Source organism: Acinetobacter sp. MD2(2019), assembly GCF_035615615.1.
Classification (GTDB): domain Bacteria; phylum Pseudomonadota; class Gammaproteobacteria; order Pseudomonadales; family Moraxellaceae; genus Acinetobacter.
The window spans coordinates 160,228-176,728 of record NZ_VTDU01000002.1 but is presented as its reverse complement, the minus strand read 5'-3'; the positions used below and the strand labels follow the sequence as shown (position 1 = coordinate 176,728).

17 protein-coding genes are annotated in these 16,501 nt (G+C 42.4%); 15 read left to right on the top strand and 2 right to left on the bottom strand.

What is annotated here, in order from left to right:
• Positions 1-11: 11 nt before the first annotated feature.
• The 13 genes from I2F62_RS02215 to adhP all read left to right on the top strand — a co-directional run bounded on the left by I2F62_RS02215 (position 12) and on the right by adhP (position 13,224).
• Positions 12-548: a F0F1 ATP synthase subunit delta gene (locus I2F62_RS02215; protein ID WP_324625391.1), complete on the top strand. Its 537-nt coding sequence runs from the start codon at positions 12-14 to the stop codon at positions 546-548.
• A gap of 46 nt (positions 549-594) precedes the next feature.
• A complete protein-coding gene (gene atpA / locus I2F62_RS02210) occupies positions 595-2,139 on the top strand; it encodes a F0F1 ATP synthase subunit alpha (RefSeq protein WP_324625390.1) in 1,545 nt (514 codons plus the stop codon).
• Between the two features lie 88 nt (positions 2,140-2,227).
• Complete coding sequence (atpG, locus tag I2F62_RS02205; RefSeq protein WP_324625389.1) at positions 2,228-3,097, top strand: F0F1 ATP synthase subunit gamma; 870 nt, start codon at positions 2,228-2,230, stop codon at positions 3,095-3,097.
• Positions 3,098-3,123: 26 nt separating this feature from the next.
• A complete protein-coding gene (atpD, locus tag I2F62_RS02200) occupies positions 3,124-4,518 on the top strand; it encodes a F0F1 ATP synthase subunit beta (RefSeq protein ID WP_324625388.1) in 1,395 nt (464 codons plus the stop codon).
• A gap of 26 nt (positions 4,519-4,544) precedes the next feature.
• On the top strand, positions 4,545-4,964 hold the full coding sequence (locus tag I2F62_RS02195) for a F0F1 ATP synthase subunit epsilon (RefSeq protein WP_324625387.1): 420 nt from the start codon (positions 4,545-4,547) through the stop codon (positions 4,962-4,964).
• A gap of 149 nt (positions 4,965-5,113) precedes the next feature.
• Positions 5,114-6,121, top strand: coding sequence for a 3-oxoacyl-[acyl-carrier-protein] synthase III C-terminal domain-containing protein (locus tag I2F62_RS02190; protein ID WP_324625386.1), 1,008 nt, complete (start codon positions 5,114-5,116; stop codon positions 6,119-6,121).
• On the top strand, positions 6,118-7,134 hold the full coding sequence (locus tag I2F62_RS02185; RefSeq protein WP_324625385.1) for an NAD(P)-dependent oxidoreductase: 1,017 nt from the start codon (positions 6,118-6,120) through the stop codon (positions 7,132-7,134). The genes I2F62_RS02190 and I2F62_RS02185 overlap by 4 nt, the downstream gene beginning before the upstream one ends.
• Positions 7,127-7,933: an MBL fold metallo-hydrolase gene (locus I2F62_RS02180; RefSeq protein WP_324625384.1), complete on the top strand. Its 807-nt coding sequence runs from the start codon at positions 7,127-7,129 to the stop codon at positions 7,931-7,933. Before I2F62_RS02185 ends, I2F62_RS02180 begins: the two co-directional genes overlap by 8 nt.
• Positions 7,930-9,222 (top strand): F390 synthetase-related protein, encoded by a 1,293-nt coding sequence (locus I2F62_RS02175; RefSeq protein WP_324625383.1) that lies wholly within the window; start codon positions 7,930-7,932, stop codon positions 9,220-9,222. Before I2F62_RS02180 ends, I2F62_RS02175 begins: the two co-directional genes overlap by 4 nt.
• Positions 9,215-9,841, top strand: coding sequence for a phosphatase PAP2 family protein (locus I2F62_RS02170; protein ID WP_324625382.1), 627 nt, complete (start codon positions 9,215-9,217; stop codon positions 9,839-9,841). The genes I2F62_RS02175 and I2F62_RS02170 overlap by 8 nt, the downstream gene beginning before the upstream one ends.
• A gap of 2 nt (positions 9,842-9,843) precedes the next feature.
• Entirely contained in the window at positions 9,844-10,962 is a 1,119-nt protein-coding gene (locus tag I2F62_RS02165; RefSeq protein WP_324625381.1) for a sterol desaturase family protein, read from the top strand.
• Positions 10,949-12,055, top strand: a complete 1,107-nt coding sequence (locus tag I2F62_RS02160) for an acyl-CoA desaturase (RefSeq protein WP_324625380.1) — start codon at positions 10,949-10,951, stop codon at positions 12,053-12,055. Before I2F62_RS02165 ends, I2F62_RS02160 begins: the two co-directional genes overlap by 14 nt.
• A gap of 137 nt (positions 12,056-12,192) precedes the next feature.
• A complete protein-coding gene (gene adhP / locus I2F62_RS02155) occupies positions 12,193-13,224 on the top strand; it encodes an alcohol dehydrogenase AdhP (RefSeq protein WP_324625379.1) in 1,032 nt (343 codons plus the stop codon).
• A gap of 90 nt (positions 13,225-13,314) precedes the next feature.
• Here adhP and I2F62_RS02150 read toward each other — a convergent pair whose 3' ends face one another.
• Both I2F62_RS02150 and I2F62_RS02145 read right to left on the bottom strand, forming a co-directional pair.
• Entirely contained in the window at positions 13,315-13,860 is a 546-nt protein-coding gene (locus I2F62_RS02150; protein ID WP_324625378.1) for a glutathione peroxidase, read from the bottom strand.
• An 87-nt stretch (positions 13,861-13,947) separates the two neighbouring features.
• Entirely contained in the window at positions 13,948-14,721 is a 774-nt protein-coding gene (locus I2F62_RS02145; protein ID WP_324625377.1) for an AraC family transcriptional regulator, read from the bottom strand.
• 241 nt (positions 14,722-14,962) lie between these two features.
• On the opposite strand from I2F62_RS02145, the gene I2F62_RS02140 reads away from it, so the two are divergent.
• Together I2F62_RS02140 and I2F62_RS02135 are read left to right on the top strand one after the other, a co-directional pair.
• Complete coding sequence (locus I2F62_RS02140; RefSeq protein WP_324625376.1) at positions 14,963-15,880, top strand: DMT family transporter; 918 nt, start codon at positions 14,963-14,965, stop codon at positions 15,878-15,880.
• Positions 15,881-15,915: 35 nt separating this feature from the next.
• A complete protein-coding gene (locus I2F62_RS02135) occupies positions 15,916-16,500 on the top strand; it encodes a YqiA/YcfP family alpha/beta fold hydrolase (RefSeq protein ID WP_324625375.1) in 585 nt (194 codons plus the stop codon).
• The last annotated feature ends 1 nt before the right edge of the window (position 16,501 follow it).

Genomic DNA, 16,501 nt, shown 5'->3' with positions numbered 1-16,501 from the left:
GAGAGGCGAATATGGCTGAACTCTTGACGTTGGCACGCCCGTACGCAAAAGCAGCATTTGCTTATGCAACTGAGCAAAATGCAGCTGACACTTGGTCAACTGCGTTACAACTGCTTAGTGCTGCGGTGCAAGATGAAGCATTCTCCGCTTATTTGAGTCGCCCTGAACTTACTCCTTCAGAGCAAGTTGAACTTTTTGCTAAAATTTTAGGCGAAAATCAAACGCAAGCCGTGTCAAACTTTTTGACGATGTTGGCTGAAAATAGTCGTTTGACTTTGTTGCCTGAAATTGCAGTGGAATTTGAACAGCTTAAATCACAGAATAACAACACGGTTGATGTCGTAATTGAATCGGCATTTCCATTAACTTCTGTTCAAGAACAGTTACTTGCACATGCGTTAGAAAAACGATTCAACGCTGCAGTGAATGTTTCTGTTGAAGTGAATGCTGCGCTTATCGCAGGGGTGGTTATTCGTGCAGGCGATCAAGTAATCGATGATTCTGCGCTGAACAAGCTTGAAAAAATGCGGACTCGTCTTCTTGCATAATGCATTAAAAGAAGACTGAACTTTAAAAAGATTGAGGAATAGCGCAATGCAACAACTGAATCCATCCGAGATCAGTGCGCTCATTAAACAGCGTATCGGCGATCTGGACACCAGCGCGACCGCTAAAAACGAAGGTACCATCGTCATGGTATCTGACGGTATCGTGCGCATTCACGGTCTTGCTGATGCAATGTACGGTGAAATGATCGAATTTGACGGCGGCTTATTTGGTATGGCACTGAACCTAGAACAGGATTCAGTGGGTGCCGTTGTTTTAGGTAACTACCTAAGCCTACAAGAAGGCCAAAAAGCGCGTTGCACAGGTCGTGTATTAGAAGTTCCGGTTGGTCCAGAACTTCTTGGCCGTGTCGTAGACGCTTTGGGTAACCCAATTGATGGTAAAGGCCCAATTGATGCAAAATTAACTGATGCTGTTGAAAAAGTAGCACCAGGTGTAATTTGGCGTCAGTCGGTCGACGAACCTGTTCAAACTGGTTATAAATCAGTTGATACCATGATCCCTGTCGGTCGTGGTCAGCGTGAGTTGATCATTGGTGACCGTCAAACTGGTAAAACAGCAATGGCGATCGATGCGATCATCGCTCAGAAAAACTCAGGCATTAAATGTGTCTACGTTGCAATTGGTCAAAAACAATCGACCATCGCAAACGTTGTACGTAAGCTTGAAGAAACTGGTGCTATGGCGTATACCACTGTTGTCGCAGCTGCGGCGGCTGATCCTGCTGCAATGCAGTATTTAGCTCCGTACGCTGGTTGTACAATGGGTGAATACTTCCGTGACCGCGGTGAAGATGCATTAATTATTTATGATGATTTGTCTAAGCAAGCCGTTGCTTACCGTCAAATTTCATTGCTTCTTCGTCGTCCACCAGGTCGTGAAGCGTACCCAGGTGACGTATTCTATCTTCACTCACGTTTGCTTGAGCGTGCTTCGCGCGTTTCTGCTGACTACGTTGAGAAATTCACGAACGGTGAAGTTAAAGGTCAAACTGGTTCTTTAACTGCATTACCGATCATTGAAACTCAAGCGGGTGACGTATCTGCATTCGTACCAACCAACGTAATTTCGATTACAGACGGACAGATTTTCCTTGAAACCTCATTGTTCAACGCGGGTATTCGTCCTGCTGTGAACGCGGGTATCTCGGTATCGCGTGTTGGTGGTTCGGCTCAGACTAAAATCATCAAAAAATTGTCAGGTGGTATCCGTACTGCGTTGGCTCAATACCGTGAATTGGCAGCGTTTGCTCAGTTTGCTTCTGACCTTGACGAAGCAACACGTAAGCAACTTGAACATGGTCAACGTGTAACTGAATTAATGAAGCAAAAACAATATGCTCCATATTCAATTGCAGACCAAGCTGTTTCAATTTATGCATCTAACGAAGGCTACATGGCTGACGTTGAAGTGAAGAAAATCGTAGACTTTGATGCTGCGTTAATTGCTTACTTCCGTTCAGAACATGCTGCGTTAATGCAAAAAATCGATGAAACTGGTAACTACGACAAAGACATCGAAGCTGCATTCAAAGCAGGTATTGAAAGCTTTAAAGCGACTCAAACTTACTAAGATTCAACGATGTTGAATCTAGTTATGGTTTGGTTCACGGATCAACCTTCGGAAGCTCGAAAGGGCTTTCGAATACTAGGTTAAGCGTATGGCAAATTTAAAAGAAATTCGCGCCAAAGTCGCTAGTATCAAGAGCACGCAAAAGATTACTCGCGCGATGCAAATGGTAGCAGCGTCTAAGATGCGTCGTGCGCAAGAGCGCATGGCTCTAGGCCGTCCGTATGCCGAAAATATGCACCGTGTAATTGCTCATTTGGTACAAGCGAATCCTGAATATAAACACCGTTATATGGTTGAACGCCCTGTCAAACGCGTTGGCTATATTATTGTGTCTTCAGATCGTGGCCTTGCTGGTGGTTTGAACATTAACTTGTTCAAGAAAGTGGTGAAACACGTTCAACAGCAACAAGAGCAGTCAATTGAAGTTCAATTTGCTTTGATTGGTCAAAAAGCGGTTTCGTTTTTTAAAAACTACGGCGGTAAAGTGCTGGGTGCAACCACCAATTTGGGTGACGCGCCAAGCCTTGAACAGTTAACTGGTTCTGTACAGGTGATGTTAGATGCGTTTGATAAAGGCGAATTAGATCGTATTTATCTCGTATCGAACGGCTTTGTCAATGCCATGACTCAAAACCAAAAAATCGAACAATTGGTTCCATTAGCTGCGGCTGATGACGCAGACGATCTTAACCGCCAATACGGTTGGGATTACTTGTATGAACCAGAAGCTGAAGAGCTTTTAAATGGTTTATTGGTTCGTTATATCGAGTCTATGGTATATCAAGGTGTGATTGAAAACATCGCTTGTGAACAATCTGCACGTATGGTGGCAATGAAAGCTGCAACCGACAACGCAGGTGACTTGATCAAGAGCCTACAACTTATTTATAACAAGCTGCGTCAAGCCGCGATTACTCAGGAAATTTCTGAGATCGTTGGTGGTGCCGCTGCCGTTTAACATTATTTTGAATTGAGGAGACAGCAATGAGTAGCGGTCGTATCATTCAGATCATCGGCGCGGTTATCGACGTCGAGTTTGAACGTAACAGCGTTCCTAAGATCTATGACGCTCTCCACGTTGATGGCACTGAAACTACTTTAGAAGTTCAGCAACAACTTGGTGATGGCGTAGTTCGTACTATTGCGATGGGTTCAACCGAAGGCCTTAAACGTGGTCTTAACGTAACTAGCACGAATGCACCAATCTCTGTACCAGTAGGTACAGCGACTTTGGGTCGTATCATGGACGTTTTGGGTCGCCCAATTGATGAAGCGGGTCCAGTTGCAACTGAAGCGCGTTTGCCGATTCACCGTCAAGCACCTTCTTATGCTGAACAAGCTGCGTCTACTGACCTTTTAGAAACTGGTATTAAAGTCATTGACTTACTTTGCCCGTTTGCAAAAGGTGGTAAAGTTGGTTTATTCGGTGGTGCCGGTGTTGGTAAAACCGTAAACATGATGGAATTGATCAACAACATCGCGAAAGCTCACTCAGGTTTATCTGTGTTTGCTGGTGTTGGTGAGCGTACTCGTGAAGGTAATGACTTCTATCACGAAATGAAAGATTCTAACGTTCTAGACAAAGTAGCAATGGTCTACGGTCAGATGAACGAGCCACCAGGTAACCGTTTACGCGTTGCGTTAACTGGTTTGACCATGGCTGAATATTTCCGTGACGAGAAAGACGAAAACGGTAAAGGCCGTGACGTATTGTTGTTCGTTGACAACATTTACCGTTACACATTGGCGGGTACTGAAGTATCTGCATTGTTAGGTCGTATGCCATCTGCAGTAGGTTATCAGCCTACACTTGCAGAGGAAATGGGTGTTCTTCAAGAGCGTATTACGTCAACTAAATCTGGTTCGATCACTTCGATCCAAGCGGTTTACGTACCTGCCGATGACTTAACAGATCCATCGCCTGCAACCACGTTTGCTCACTTAGATGCAACTGTTGTATTGAGCCGTGATATCGCATCGAGTGGTATTTATCCAGCGATCGATCCACTTGACTCAACTTCACGTCAGTTAGATCCATTAGTGGTTGGTGCTGAGCATTACGAAATTGCGCGTTCAGTTCAAAACGTTCTTCAACGTTATAAAGAATTGAAAGACATTATCGCAATTTTGGGTATGGACGAACTTGCAGAAGAAGATAAGTTGACTGTTTACCGTGCGCGTAAAATCCAACGTTTCTTCTCTCAACCGTTCCACGTAGCTGAAGTGTTTACAGGTGCGCCTGGTAAACTTGTACCGCTTAAAGAAACAATTCGTGGCTTTAAAGGTCTTTTAGCTGGTGAATTCGACCACATTCCAGAACAAGCGTTCTATATGGTTGGTGGTATTGACGAAGTTATTGCTAAAGCTGAGAAACTTTAATTAGTTACCTAATTTAGGAGATTCTCATGTCTACAATGCAATGTGATGTTGTCAGTGTAAAAGAGTCTTTGTACTCTGGCGCTGTAACAATGCTAATCGCAAAAGGTGCAGGTGGTGAACTGGGTATTATGCCGGGTCATGCGCCACTTGTAACTTTACTCAAGCCGGGCGCAATTCGCGTTCTGCTTGCAGACGGTACAGAAGAGTTAATCTATGTATCTGGTGGTGTTCTAGAAGTTCAACCGCATGTTGTGACCGTTCTTGCAGATACTGCAGTTCGTGCTGACAACTTAGATGAAGCTGCAATTATTGAAGCACGTAAAAATGCTGAAAACTTGCTTGCGAATCAAAAAAGCGATTTGGATGCTGCTGCTGCTTTGGCTGCACTTGCAGAAACTGCTGCTCAGTTGGAAACCATCCGCAAAATCAAGAACCGCGCACAATAAGTGTAGGTTTAAGATTGAAAAAGCCACTCGAAAGAGTGGCTTTTTTTATGTGCATTATTTGGGTTTATTGCACAAAGACGTGCGATAGTATATATATTGGCCGTATATCGTCGAAATGATAGATTTTGAGGTTCTGATTGAATACAGACATGGATAGATTAAAAGATTTCAGCCCTTTCATTCCAATGAAAATTATTGCAACGGGAAGTGCATTACCAAAAAATAAACTCACCGCTACTGAATTAGATCAAAAATTAAATAAGCCAGAGGGTTATTCTTTTCAGCGTTCAGGCATCGAATATCGTTATCATGCCGATTTGCACTTAAGCCAAGCCGATCTTGCGGTTCAAGCCCTGAATGATGCCTTAACCCGAAATAATATTTCACCGGAATCGATTGATTTACTCATTTGTGCATCTGCCATTCCCATTCAAGCTTTGCCTTATAGCGCAGCACATATTATTCATGCTAGCTCATTACCGAAACATACCGCAGGCATGGACATTAATGTTAGTTGCGTCAGTTTCTTAACCGCTTTACATACCGCTGCGTGTTTGGTCAATATGAACAGTTATCGGCGCGTGGCGATTGTATCTGCCGAATTGGCATCACGCGGTTTAGACTGGAATGACGAAGAATCTTCGATGATTTTTGGCGATGGTGCAGCTTGTGCCATTATTGAAAAGGGCAATGGCAAAAGCGGGATTTTGTCTTATGCGCTCGAAACCCATCCTGAAGGACTTGAGTTATGCCAAATTCGCGCAGGCGGAACGCGGCGTAATTTAAGATCAGGCATGAACGACAGCGACTTCTTATTTCAGATGCAAAGCAAACCATTATTTAAATTAGCAGCTTCGTTAATAGAGCCTTTTTTTGCCAAACTAATGACCTCGGCAGGGCTAAGCTTAGCGCAAATTAAAACCGTGATTCCGCATCAAGCCAGTCATTTGTCGTTAGAACATATGCGCAGACGATTGATGATTCCTGAAGAAGCCTTTATTAATATTTATCGTTATCGTGGCAATCAAATAGCGGCTTCAATTCCTTCTGCGTTGCATGAAGTGGTCATTAGTCAGCAATTGAAGCCTGAGCAACCTTGTATGTTGATTGGTACTGCCGCAGGTTTAACCTTTGCCGGCATGGTTATTTTGCCATGAAATTTTTAGTGACTGGCGCAACCAGTGGTTTAGGCCGCAATGCCGTAGAATGGTTACTCAGCCAAGGCTATGTTGTGCATGTAACTGGTCGGAATGAAACGATTGGTCAGCAACTTGTTGCTTTAGGTGCTACCTTTACCGCTTTAGATTTAACCGTTGCGTCAGACGATGATTATCAAAAATTATTAACCGATTGCGATATCGTTTGGCATTGTGCGGCATTATCTTCTCCGTGGGGGGGTTTTCAACAATTTCATCACATCAACACAGTGGTCACCACAAAACTTGCCTTTTGGGCGGCACAGTTGGGTACAAAACGTTTTATTCATGTTTCTACACCATCGATTTATTTTGACTTTCAGCATCATCACGACATTCCAGAAAGCTTTTTGGCGCAGCCTTTTGCCAATGACTATGCCAAAACCAAATATGCCGCAGAATGTGCTATTCAAAAGTTAGTTCCAAACTTTCCTGCCACTACGTTTATTATTTTGCGTCCCAGAGGGATTTTTGGCCCACACGATAACGTGATTATTCCACGCATTTTGGCGCAAATTCGCAGTAAAAAAGGCAAATTACATTTGCCGCGTGGCGGGCAAGCCGTATGTGATTTGACCTTTGTTTTAAATGTGGTGCATGCGTTATTTTTGGCATCGACCCAAAACAATTTAGCGTCAGGCGAAAGTTTTAATATTACCAATCAACAACCGATACAATTGGCAAGCATCTTAAACCGACTGCTAAAACAGCAATTAAAACTGAGTTATCAAATTCAATCTGTGCCATATTTAGTTTTAGATCGTATCGCAGCAATGCAAGAATTGATTGCAAAATTTACCCACAAAGAACCGCAATTGACGCGTTATAGCATCGGTGCTTTGCATTTTGATATGACGCTCAGCCAAGACGCTGCTATTCATCGCTTAGGATATCGGCCCATCTATCATTTAGATGAAGCGATTCAAATCACTGCGGCATGGTTTCAACAACAGGATGCATTCTTCAATGGCTAAATTAACCACCTTTGAAGTCGGTTATTGTACCCATCCGTTGTGTATGGTGCAGCAAGGCGCGGGGCTGGGTGTGTGTAAATTTCCAGCTCAAGCATGGTTAATTGAAGTTCATGATATGAAATGGCTATGGGATACCGGCTATGCCGAGCATTTCCATGCAGCCACGCGGTCGGGATTGTTTCAGTTGTATCGAAAAATGACGCCGGTAACTTTTAATGCTTACGAGTCTATGCAGCAGCAATTAAGCCTAATCGGCATTGAAAGTGATGCAATCAATCATGTGATTATTTCGCACTTTCATGCCGACCATATTGCAGGGCTAGCAGATTTCCCCAACAGCCAGTTTATTTGTTCAAAGCAAGCTTGGAGTAAAACCAAGAAATTACGTGGAATCAAAGCATTAAAGCGTGCTTTTATTCCGACGTTAATTCCAAATAATTTTGAGCAGCGTGTAGAGTTTATCGAAAGCTTTGAATGTTGCACTTTGCCTGAAGCTTTATTGCCGTTTACACACGGCTATGTGCTGCCTAATAGCGAGCAACAGGTTTTCTTGGTTGATTTGCCCGGGCATGCGGCAGGGCATATCGGCGCATTTGTGCAAACCGAACAAGGCTGGGTGTTGTTGGCAAGTGATGCGGCATGGACCAAAGAAAATTACCAAAACCTTAAAAAACCATCGCACCTTGCGTATGTAATTATGGATGATGCCAAAGCCTATAATGAAACTTTAAATAAATTGCATCAATTGTCTAAAAATGGCCAAGTGAAGATTTATTTAAGCCACGAGGGCAGCCAATGAAACGCTTAAAAACCCTTTGGTATTATTGGACCAGCACCAAACGAAAATTTAAAAGCCGTGACGCGTTAGAGCAGTTTCAACAGCAACAGTTTTCCACATTTAAAACTCAAGTTTTACGCCAAAGTCCTTATTTTCGTCAATTTCTGCATTTACCGCTGGCCGAATGGCCACATATGGATAAGCCATTAATGATGCAGCATTTTGATGCAATGAATACGGCGGGACTTAAAAAAGACCGCTTATTTCGCTGTGCTTTAGACAGCGAACGCTCAAAAGATTTTAGCCCTAAGGTGGGAAAGTATAGTGTCGGATTGTCATCGGGTACATCGGGACAACGCGGATTATTTGTGGTCAGCCCTGAAGAACAACAATTGTGGGCGGGCAGTATTTTGGCAAAGTTACTTCCAAACGGACTGTTTGCCAAAGAGCGCATAGCACTATTTTTACGTGCCGATAATCATCTTTATCAAAGTGTGAATAGTTATTGGCTGAGCTTAAATTTTTTTGGTTTATTTGAAAATTTCCAACAACAATTGGCCAAACTGAGTGCCTATCAGCCCACTATCATTGTGGCACCCGCGCAAGTGCTAACGGCAATGGCTAAAGAAAAATTAGCCGGAAGATTAAATATTTCACCTAAAAAAGTCATTTCAGCAGCTGAAGTTTTAGATGCGCAAGACCGTGCAATATTAGCGCAAGCGTTTGATCAGATTGGTGAGGTTTATCAAGCTACAGAAGGTTTTTTGGCAGCAACGTGTGCGCATGGAACTTTGCACTTAAATGAAGAAAGTTTGATTGTTGAAGCCGAATGGCTGGATGAGCATCGGTTTATCCCCATCATTACCGATTTTAGTCGCAAAACTCAGCCGATTGTCCGTTATCGTTTAGACGATATTTTGCTTCGAGATCCGACCCCTTGTTTGTGTGGCAGTCACAGTATGGCGATTGCTGCAATTGAAGGCCGTCAGGATGATCAAATTCTGCTTAAAGATGCATCGGGCAAAGAAATGACAATTTTTGCAGATTATTGCAGTCGAATTATTGCCCAAACCTTGCCTTTAGACAGCGATTATAGGCTGATTCAAAAAGAACAAAATGTATTTGAACTGATTGCCTGTTGTGAGCAAGTGGCGTTAATGGCGTGTACCGAAAACTTAAGCCAATATTTTAAAACCCAAGGTGCGAATATTGAAAATTTAAGTTGGCAAACCACAAGCGTCTCAGACATTCCAAACGACTTTACCCTAAAAAGACGCAGAATTATTCGACAACGGTGGACCTGTGAATAAGCTGAGTTATCGCCTAATTCATCTGTTGATTGGATGGGGCACGGTTGGGCTCATTTATCAGTTTAATTCGCTGTTACAGGCCAAAGCCACGCTATTGCATCCGTCTAAAATAGATCAACTGATTCCATTTACGCCCTATGCCATTTGGCCGTATTTGTCTTTTTTTATCATTATTCCAGTGTCTTTTTTATCTGCACCATTGCATCGGGTGCGTTGGATGACCGTCTGTTTTATGCTAACCAGTCTGATAGCAGGCAGCATCTATTTGTTTTTTCCAACCAGTATGCTCAGCGCTGCACCGATTGGAAGCTCAATTCACGCGCAATTGCTGGGTGCGCTGATGTCTGTCGATACCGAAAATAATTGCTTACCTTCCTTACATGTAGCATTAACCTTAATTGTTGTTCTTGGATATATTAATCAGAAACAAAAACTTAAATCGATATTAATGGCGTTGTGGGGCAGTGTGATTTGCCTTTCTGTACTTTTTTTAAAAAGACATTTATTCTTAGATTTAGTTTCAGGCGCATGTCTAGCCATTGTGGTTGGGGCCGGTGTTTACTATGGCTTAAAGCGCATGAACAATGCAGCGACATTGAATCGCCACGGAGGGAGATGAGTATGCAGCTTGCAGCCCCATTGATGATTTTGCTCGTTCTGATTCTTTTAGAAGCGTATATTTTACAGCGCGTTAAAAAACAACAGGTAAATTGGCAAGATATCATTTTTAACCTGAACTCTGGGCATATTGTGCTGTGGCTGTTTCGTGGCCTCGAAATCATCTGCTTTAACTTCGTTTACACCCACTTTAGTTTGGATTTATTTCAAAACCTGCCTGTTGTCATCACATGGATTTTTGCGATTTTTGCATGGGATTTGGGCTTTTATTGGCTGCACCGATTACATCATAAAATACCGTTATTTTGGGCGGTACATGTGGTTCATCACCAAGGCGAACACTTTAATTTATCCTTGGCGATGCGTAATTCGTGGTATTCATCGCTGACTTCCATTCCGTTTTTTATGTTTATGGCCATTTTAGGTGTGCCGACCTATATGTTTGTGGTGGTGTCGATGTTGCATTATTCGGTGCAATTTTTTAACCATAATGCCGTTACGCCAAAACTGGGCTTTTTAGAAAAAATCTTGGTGACGCCTGCACATCATCGTATTCATCATGTCAAAGATAAGTTTTATTCGAACCATAATTTTGGGGGCACCTTCATTTTTTGGGATAAACTTTTTGGTAGTTTTCAAGCGGCATTGCCCCAAAAGCCATTTTGTTATGGTTCCTATGGTATAGCCTCAAGCAATCCTTTTCTTGCCAACAATATTCCATTTTTTCAATTGTTTAAGCTTCCATTTCGCACACCAAAATTGAATGAAAAATATCGCCTATCTGATTTACATTTTAGTACAGGTGGCTTTTTATTATTCACATTAACCATTTGTTATATCTATACTTATGGTTATGGCTATAACAATGTCAGCCTGCAGCAATATGTGTTTTTTAGTTATTTGCTGCTTGGAACCATTGCCTTGGGCGCAATTGCAGAAGGGCGCATTTGGGGTATCTACAGTTGGTTTCTTTTAACGTGTTCAGCGGTATTTATTTTTCTTGGCATGTGGTCGTGGTCGCAGTGGTATTGGCAGCTCTTTTTGTGTTTAGCTGCAGCACATGGGCTGATGACGTTGACCAAATGGCTGATATTATCGAAGAAAATTCATGAAATCGTCTAACACCTTAGCGCCTTTACGCTACTTAACTGAACAAGATGCCGCGTTTCATAAGGCGTTAATGCAACAGGCACGATGTTATTTAGAAGGCAAAAAAGACCATCGATATGCCAATCAACGCATATTTATTAAAAATGCACTCGTACTGACGTTGTGTGTGCTGTGCTATGTGTTGAGTTTAAATCAGCACAGTATTTGGTTATTTGCCCTTTTTTACTTTGGCTTTATGTGTGCAGCAATGTTTTTAAATATTAATGTGTTACACGATGCAAGCCATAATGCCTTTTTTAAATCACGCCGATTAAACTGGTTGGCGTGTCGGTTGGTGACTTTGCCGCTGGGCATTGATGCCGATTATTGGCGTGTGCGTCATGTCGATTATCACCACCTTTACCCAAACATTGAACACTACGATTTAGACTCAGAAGAAAATGGCGTCATTCGGCAAATGCCTTTTCAAAAATGGTATCCGCATATGCGCTATCAGTATTATTACTGGCCTGTGGTGGCCGCGTTATCGCTACCTTATATTGCATGGATTTTTGACTGGTCGGATCGTTTAGATAAAACCCCACTGGCAGAAAGAAAAATTTTAGTCAATTTAAAAGGTTGGCTGATCTTTTTATCGAGCAAAGTTTTACATTTTGTGGTGGTTTTAATTATTCCAATGCTTTTTTTAACGCAAAACATTTCATTGGGCGCTATTTTTGCGGTTTATTTTGTCTCACAAATGGTCGCATCCTTAGGCGTGGTGTTCTTATTGCTCGGTACACATTGGGCGGAAACTGAATTTTACCAAGCACCAGTCGATGGCAAAATGCCACAGGGCTGGTATGCACATAACTTTGCCACTGCCTGTGATTGGCAGCCGTCTATTTCAGCCATGAATGGCTTATTTGGTGGTCTCAATTTGCATTTGACCCATCATCTTTTCCCGAACTGGAATCATCGGCATTATGCGGACTTGGCCAAAATTGTGGCAAGGCTTGCCGAAGAACACGGCTATCACTATCGCTGTATTGGTTATAAAGAACTGTTAAAAGAGCAAAAGACGTTCCTGACGCGAATGGGGCAACAACCTAAAATTCTTGATTGATAGCCTTCTTAGATTGCTATGTCATTGAAATTTATATACCTACCAAATTCCAACCTGCTGTGCCGTATGTTAGTTAAACAGAAGGACGCTTAGGAAAAGCGATCCCTCATGATACAAAACAACAAGGAGCATAGAAGATGGGAAGTACAATGAAAGCGGCTGTGGTCACCGCATTTAATCAGCCTTTAGAAATTAAACAAGTTGAAATTCCCAAAGTCACCCCGGGAAAAGTGTTGGTTAAAATGTTGGCGACCGGCGTTTGCCATACCGACTTACATGCCATGCATGGCGATTGGCCAATTAAACCAACGGTTCCATTCATTCCAGGCCATGAAGGTGTGGGCGAGGTCGTTGAAATTGGTGCAGGCATTACCCATTTAAAAGTCGGCGATAAAGTCGGTGTGCCATGGCTATATTCAGCATGTGGTCATTGCGACCATTGCTATGCCGGCTGGGAAACCTTATGTAAAGAACAACAAAACTCTGGCTATTCGGTGAATGGCAGTTTTGCTGAATATTGCCTTGCCGATGGTGAATATGTCGGTGTGATTCCTGAAGGTGTTGACCTACTTGAAATTGCACCTATTTTATGCGCCGGCGTAACTGTGTACAAAGGTCTGAAAATGACCGAAGCCAAAACTGGCGATTGGGTTGCAATTTCGGGCATTGGTGGTTTAGGGCATGTTGCGATTCAATATGCGAAAACCATGGGCTTTAATGTTGTCGCAATTGATGTAGACGATTCAAAAACCGATTTGGCATTAAAACTAGGTGCAGATGTTGCCATTAATGCGCTGAAAAGCAATGTGAAAGAAGAAGTCTTAAACGCCACTGGCGATGGTTGCCATGGGGTATTGGTCACAGCGGTATCCCCAAAAGCCTTTGAACAAGCGGTGTCGATTGTGCGCCGTGGCGGCACCATGGTGTTAAATGGTTTGCCACCAGGTAAATTTGACTTGTCAATTTTTGATATGGTGCTCGATGGCATTACCGTTCGTGGTTCAATTGTGGGAACGCGGTTAGATTTAAAAGAAGCCTTAGATATTGCAGCACGAGGTAAAGTGACTGCACATATTAGTGTTGAACCACTTGAAAATATTAATGATATTTTTGAGCGTATGGAACACGGTAAAATTGATGGGCGTATCGTTATTGATTTACGTCTTTAGTGAATATGTAAAAAAGAGGGTGATTTCACCCTCTTTTTTTATTCGCAAAAAAAATGACGAATATCCATTGGTATTGTTAATTTGTTCAAATTATTTGGCTAATTCAGCTTCTATGGCCGCTAAAATTTCAGGATGATCTGCCGTCATGTCTGGCGCAAAACGCGCAACCACTTCACCTTGTTTATTCACCAAAAATTTCTCAAAATTCCATAATACTTCAGGTGGTTCATTTGGGGTTAAACCGTAATCGACCAAGTCTTTCCACCATGGCCCTTCACCAATACGGGTAGGTTGTGCGGTAATTAACGCTTGATACAACGGATGCTTATCTTCACCTGCCACCGAAATCTTAGCAAACAGTGGGAAGCTGACATTGTAGGTCAATGAACAAAATTGTTGGATTTCATCATTGCTGCCTGGCTCTTGTGCCAAAAAGTTATTGGCAGGGAAGCCCAAAATTTCTAAACCTTGTGCTTTTTTTACCTGATACAGTTTTTCTAAACCTTCATATTGTGGCGTTAAGCCACATTTAGAAGCGACATTCACAATAAGAAGCACTTTGCCTTGATATTGGTCTAAGTCTACTGTTTGACCAGAAATGCTATCGACCGGAATGTGGTAAACCGAGTTACTCATGCTGATGCCTAAAAAAATAAAAAGATGATTTTAGTTGTAGAAAGATTTAGCCAAAAATACAAGCGAATTTTGTAAAAGTTAAAAAAATCAGGCAGATTGGCGCAGTTTTTGTGGCGTTTGCCCCGTATAGCGTTTAAAAAACTCAATAAAGCTAGAACTGTGCTGATATCCGAGTTGATAGGCAATCCGTTTAATAGAATGGCCGTGTTGTAATTGCGCCAGTGCTTCAATTATTTTGGCACGATTGCGCCATTCAGAAATCGGCAGTTGTAATTCTTGTTGGCTTAAACGCAGTACTTGACGTTCACTCAAGCTAAAGTCCGATAAAATTTGTGAAATGGAATGCTTGAATCTGTCCGCTCGGCCCAATTGCTGCAAAATCAGTTGTAATTCTGGATGTGTGGTTTGCGGCAAATAATGATCGTAACTTGCCGCAGTTTTTAACTGGTCGAACACTACGTGAAGCAGGTGCGCATAAGCGCTTTGGTTTTGTGTCCGCTGTAGCAGTGCTTCTTTAATCAAATGTTGAAAAAACACAGAAATATTCAATGTTCTGGGCTGAGCATGCAATTGTTGACTTAATTCGGGATGCAGTCGAATACAAATAAAATGTGTATCGTGTTGGTCGACGGCAATGCCGCTATGTTCGGTGCGCGGCGGCAGCCAAAGCCCATAGTTGGGCGGCGCATAAAACTGTTTTTCGCCGACTTGCAATTGCAGCATGCCATCTAGGCTAAAGTTAAAATCTCCCCATAAGCAGGCATGTGCGGCAATAGATTCATCGTGCTGAAAGACGAATTCATAAATTTCTATGCGCTCTGCAATTGAATGCACGGTGTTAGGAAGATCGGTGTGCGGCATATTTGCATCCATGGTGTGCCAAAGAACATTGTATAAAATTTTTGGGTAGAATGAATTGAGTATAAGCGGCAAAGCCAGCCAAGATAAACTGCTGACACCGAACACCAAAGTGTGGGATATTGTGAAATTACAACAACAGTGGCGTAAGCGCCATATAAATGTCTGAAAATCGATATTTAAATTAAATAAGACATTTTGCACAATATCATTTATATATTTTCAAAGAGTTTGAGAGTTTCGCATGCCGCAATTTACTAGACCGAAAGGATGGGCAATTCTATTGCCGTTATTGGCTGTTTTTATCTGGTCGTTGAATATTGCGGTAACACGCTACGTGTCCGATTATATTGCGCCTGTTAGCATTAGTTTTTATCGTTGGTTGGTGGCTTTTTTAGTTTTAACGCCTTTTATGCTGCCACGGGTGTGGGTGCAACGTGCACAAATTTATCCGCATTTAAAGCAGCTTGCAGTGCTTTCTGCCTTTGGGATGGTGCTTTATCAGGGCTTGGCTTATACTGCCGCGCATCATACCAGCGCAACCAATATGGGCATTATTAACGCCTTTATTCCGGTCTTTACGATTTTTGTTTCAATGCTGATTTTAAAAGATATTCCCAATAAATTTGCCATTGTGGGCAGTCTTTTGTCGTTAATCGGTTTGTTGTATGTGATGGGGCAAGGCAATGGCTTGGCGGCCTTGCAACAATTAGGACAACACTGGGGCGACCTGATGATGCTGGTTGCGGTATTTTTCTATGCGTTTTATGGTGTATTTTTAAAAAAATGGCAGTTGAGTTTACCGCTTTTAATTAGCGTTTATATTCAAATTGGCTTCGCGCTGATTTATCATTTACCCTTTATTGCCTATACCGGTTTAGATGCATGGAATGCCCAAAATGTCTGGAGCATTTTATATGCAGGCTTTTTCCCATCTTTAATTGCCCCTTTATTGTGGATGATGGCGGTACAACAACTTGGGCCGAATCGAACCAGTATTTTTATGAACTTAATGCCGATTTTTACCGCCATTATTGCTGCATTTTGGTTGGGCGAGAAATGGACGGTTTATCACAGTGTCGGTGGATGTATTATTTTAATTGGGGTGTTGTTGGCCCAGAAAAAAACGCCCGTTAAAGCAGTGGCAATGACGCAATCTTAATTGTGTGTGAACTGGCAGTATGAAGGATATTGAATATGAATATTGTCTATTTACATGGTTTTCAAAGCAATTCAGCTTCGATTAAAGGTCGGCAACTACAGCGTTATTGTCAGGAGCACCATGCTGATTACCACGTGCATCTGCCGGATTTAAATGCGCCGCCTTTAGAGGTGATGCAAAAAATTGACGACTATATGCAACAGCACTCAGAAGTGGTGTTGGTGGGTAGCAGTTTAGGTGGCTTTTATGCCACTTGTGCAGCCTTAAAACATGGTTGTCGCGCGGTGTTAATCAATCCAGTGGTTGAACCGTGGACGGTGTTTGCAGAGCGCTTTGCCGAGGTCGATTTACCCTATCAAGTCCATGAAAATTGGTGCTTAGACGCACAACATTTGCTCGATCTAAAACAATTACATCACCCAACTGCACATTGCTTAGACAAATTTTTAGTGTTATTACAACAAGGCGATGAAGTTTTGGATTATCGTGATGCACAGCGCTATTATAGTCAGGGACATCCGTGTGCTTTGGTCATCACCGAAACACACGGACAGCATGCAATGACCAACTTTGCTGAAAAAATTCCGATGTTGCTGACCTTTTTGTCACAACACGTTTAAC

What these genes read in the sequence shown, in the direction of transcription:
- I2F62_RS02215 (WP_324625391.1), top strand. Translation starts at nt 12, where the DNA reads ATGGCTGAACTCTTGACGTTGGCACGCCCGTACGCAAAAGCAGCATTT.
- atpA (WP_324625390.1), top strand. Translation starts at nt 595, where the DNA reads ATGCAACAACTGAATCCATCCGAGATCAGTGCGCTCATTAAACAGCGT.
- atpG (WP_324625389.1), top strand. Translation starts at nt 2,228, where the DNA reads ATGGCAAATTTAAAAGAAATTCGCGCCAAAGTCGCTAGTATCAAGAGC.
- atpD (WP_324625388.1), top strand. Translation starts at nt 3,124, where the DNA reads ATGAGTAGCGGTCGTATCATTCAGATCATCGGCGCGGTTATCGACGTC.
- I2F62_RS02195 (WP_324625387.1), top strand. Translation starts at nt 4,545, where the DNA reads ATGTCTACAATGCAATGTGATGTTGTCAGTGTAAAAGAGTCTTTGTAC.
- I2F62_RS02190 (WP_324625386.1), top strand. Translation starts at nt 5,114, where the DNA reads ATGGATAGATTAAAAGATTTCAGCCCTTTCATTCCAATGAAAATTATT.
- I2F62_RS02185 (WP_324625385.1), top strand. Translation starts at nt 6,118, where the DNA reads ATGAAATTTTTAGTGACTGGCGCAACCAGTGGTTTAGGCCGCAATGCC.
- I2F62_RS02180 (WP_324625384.1), top strand. Translation starts at nt 7,127, where the DNA reads ATGGCTAAATTAACCACCTTTGAAGTCGGTTATTGTACCCATCCGTTG.
- I2F62_RS02175 (WP_324625383.1), top strand. Translation starts at nt 7,930, where the DNA reads ATGAAACGCTTAAAAACCCTTTGGTATTATTGGACCAGCACCAAACGA.
- I2F62_RS02165 (WP_324625381.1), top strand. Translation starts at nt 9,844, where the DNA reads ATGCAGCTTGCAGCCCCATTGATGATTTTGCTCGTTCTGATTCTTTTA.
- I2F62_RS02160 (WP_324625380.1), top strand. Translation starts at nt 10,949, where the DNA reads ATGAAATCGTCTAACACCTTAGCGCCTTTACGCTACTTAACTGAACAA.
- adhP (WP_324625379.1), top strand. Translation starts at nt 12,193, where the DNA reads ATGGGAAGTACAATGAAAGCGGCTGTGGTCACCGCATTTAATCAGCCT.
- I2F62_RS02150 (WP_324625378.1), bottom strand. Translation starts at nt 13,860, where the DNA reads ATGAGTAACTCGGTTTACCACATTCCGGTCGATAGCATTTCTGGTCAA.
- I2F62_RS02145 (WP_324625377.1), bottom strand. Translation starts at nt 14,721, where the DNA reads ATGCCGCACACCGATCTTCCTAACACCGTGCATTCAATTGCAGAGCGC.
- I2F62_RS02140 (WP_324625376.1), top strand. Translation starts at nt 14,963, where the DNA reads ATGCCGCAATTTACTAGACCGAAAGGATGGGCAATTCTATTGCCGTTA.
- I2F62_RS02135 (WP_324625375.1), top strand. Translation starts at nt 15,916, where the DNA reads ATGAATATTGTCTATTTACATGGTTTTCAAAGCAATTCAGCTTCGATT.